This is a genomic window from Bacteriovorax sp. DB6_IX (genome assembly GCF_000447775.1).
Taxonomy (GTDB): Bacteria; Bdellovibrionota; Bacteriovoracia; order Bacteriovoracales; family Bacteriovoracaceae; genus Halobacteriovorax_A.
Map to the genome: position 1 here is coordinate 1 of NZ_AUNJ01000239.1, position 2,626 is coordinate 2,626.

Consider the following 2,626-nt stretch of genomic DNA (forward strand, 5'->3'; position numbering starts at 1 on the left):
AACTGGTAGGCAAATGAGAAAACTTCCTAGGGTTCCAACGAGTATTCCAAGAAGTACTGTTTGTAGATTAATTGAAAACTCTATTGGAAAGGGAAGAAGTGATTTTGTTACCTCTCCAAGTCCTGGAACAAGGATAAGTGATAAAACAGTTGCAAGAAGTGAACTGAGGAATCCTAGTGTCATAATCTGAGTGAGATAAATCGCATAGGACTTTTCTTTGGACATCCCAAGACTGATTAGAATGGCGATTTCCTTAATTTTCTTTTTGAAGTAGCTGCGAAAGAGAAAACCTGATCCAAGTGCTGCTAAAAAGAGAGCAACAAGTGAAGTCAGCCCTAAAAAGTCATTTAAACGAGAGAGCATTCTCGTCATTTGCTGACTTGTATTCTCATGGGTATAAACGCGAATATCTTGAGTCGGAAGACTTTTGAAGACGCCATCTCGAAGCCTATTTAATTCTTCAGAATCATTATAAGGGATTTTAAAAACATAAGAATGCCATGCAACACTTCCCGGGCGAATCAGGCCTGTCTTCATTAATTGATTTATATGAAGATAGATTCTTGGTGCCATATTCGTTGAGACTCCTGCAGCACTGTCCCTTGTCACCACTCGTGAAATTGAGAATTCCTGGGTACCGATACGAAGTTTGTCTCCTAATTTTACTTTTAGTAGGTGGAGGATATCTTCATAGACCCAAATCTCTGCTGTATTTTCTAAGTCCTTAGACTTTGAAGGCTGATTGAGTTCAATTTCACCATAAAAAGGAAAGTTGCTCTCAATGGCCTTTAGTTGCATAAGCTTTGATCGACCGGACAAGTTTGAGACCATAGAGTAGAGCTCTATCATCTTCGACTCTTCAAAACTTTGAGGAAGTTTTTCTTTAACGCTCTCTAATTCATTTTCTAGAATTGGCCTTCTCGCTGAAATACCGAAGTCCGCACCTAGTATTCCCTTGGAACGAGTTTTTATTGTTCGATCAAGGGACTCTTTAAAACCGTCAAGGGCGATAAATCCTGTAAGACCTAGTGAGAGATTGAGAATAAAGAGAATTGTGAATCTCTTGTTATTTTGTATCTCTCGTCTTACAAATCTTAAAATATAGTTCAGAAACTTCATTGCAATCTACCACCTGTAAGGTGAATTTGTCTCTGGCATCTATTTGCAAGTCTGATATCGTGAGTAACTAAGATAAGATTAGACTGATTATCTTCAGACATTTTGAAAAGTAGGTCCATGACCTTAATCCCAGTTTTTGTATCAAGATTTCCGCTTGGTTCATCTGCAAGAAGAATTTTAGGATTCATAATGGTTGCTCTTGCTATGGCCACTCTTTGACATTCTCCACCACTTAGCTGGTTTGGAAAATGATCGTGACGATGTGAAAGGCCAACAAGATCTAGATAGTGCTTAGCTCTCTCTTCTATTTCAGATAATGAATACTTTCCTGCGATTTCTAAAGGCAGTGAGACATTCTCAAGTGCGGTGAGGTGAGGCATAAGATGGAACTGCTGAAAAACAATTCCAATATTCTGCGAGCGAAATTGGATAATCTCTTTTTCACTTAACTTAGTGAGATCTTCTTTATTTAAAATTATCTTACCTTCACTTGGTTTATCAAGACCTGCTAAGAGAGTGAGAAGAGTTGTTTTTCCACTTCCTGATGGACCAACAATTGATAGTGACTCACCAGTAGAAATATTAAAGCTAATATCGTCGAGTGCCTTAACAATAGTTCCCCCTTGAAGGTATTGCTTTGTTAAATTTTCTACATTTAAAATCATAGTTTATCCTTTAAAAAATCCGCGAGGTTCTTTGCGATGATTTTATGTCCTTTTTCATTGGGGTGAATACCATCTGATATATTTAATTCTTTCTTTCCTCCAACACCTTTTAAAAGAAAGGGAATGAAAGTAAGCTTATTTTCCTTAACCAGTTCCTTGAAGGCTTGAGAGTAATTCTTTCGATAATCCTCACCATAGTTATAAGGCATTTGCATTCCAGCTAAGATCACTCGAACCTTGTTTTTCTTAGCTAGGGTAATGGCCTTTTGAAGGTTTTCTTTAGTGGCCTTAGGATTTATGCCTCTTAGACCATCATTAGCTCCGAGGGCAAGAATAAGTGTCTGTGGTTTTGATCTCAAGTGCCAACGTAGTCTTGAATTCGCGGAAGCTGAAGTTGAACCACTACTACCTGCGTTGATAACTTTATATTTTTGTTTTTTTTGATTGAGTAATTTTTCGAGAAGAGTGGGATAGGCATCTTTTTTTGAAATTCCATAACCTTCAGTTAAAGAGTCTCCAATAATCAGAATTTTATGAATACCTTCATTTGCATGCGTCATACTCATCAGCATGAGTAGAAAAATGATCTTAATCGTGTTCATTTATACCTCTTTTGGATAAATGATAGCAGAATCTTAAGATGTTCTTAAGCGTTTCTAAAAAAATTGACATGAACTTTACTTAAACCCACAGGTATTAACGGAATCCTATACTTATAGGCCAAAATAGCGTATAATATAAAGGTATTCACGAGGCTCATCTAATTCAGTTATATGACTCTTTTGAAATCGATCTAAAAGGAGTCTCCTTGGACTATTCATCATTTATTGGAAAACAAGTTT

The 2,626-nt window shown here is 36.9% G+C and carries 3 protein-coding genes; all 3 read right to left on the reverse strand.

Annotation, left to right across the window (positions count from 1 at the left end):
- The coding region (locus M901_RS07210; RefSeq protein WP_021277529.1) for an ABC transporter permease at positions 1-1,119 on the reverse strand (1,119 nt) is incomplete at its 3' end.
- Positions 1,116-1,784, reverse strand: coding sequence for an ABC transporter ATP-binding protein (locus M901_RS07215; RefSeq protein ID WP_021277530.1), 669 nt, complete (start codon positions 1,782-1,784; stop codon positions 1,116-1,118). The genes M901_RS07215 and M901_RS07210, both read right to left, overlap by 4 nt.
- Positions 1,781-2,386 (reverse strand): arylesterase, encoded by a 606-nt coding sequence (locus M901_RS07220; RefSeq protein ID WP_021277531.1) that lies wholly within the window; start codon positions 2,384-2,386, stop codon positions 1,781-1,783. Before M901_RS07220 ends, M901_RS07215 begins: the two co-directional genes overlap by 4 nt.
- Positions 2,387-2,626 lie beyond the last annotated feature (240 nt).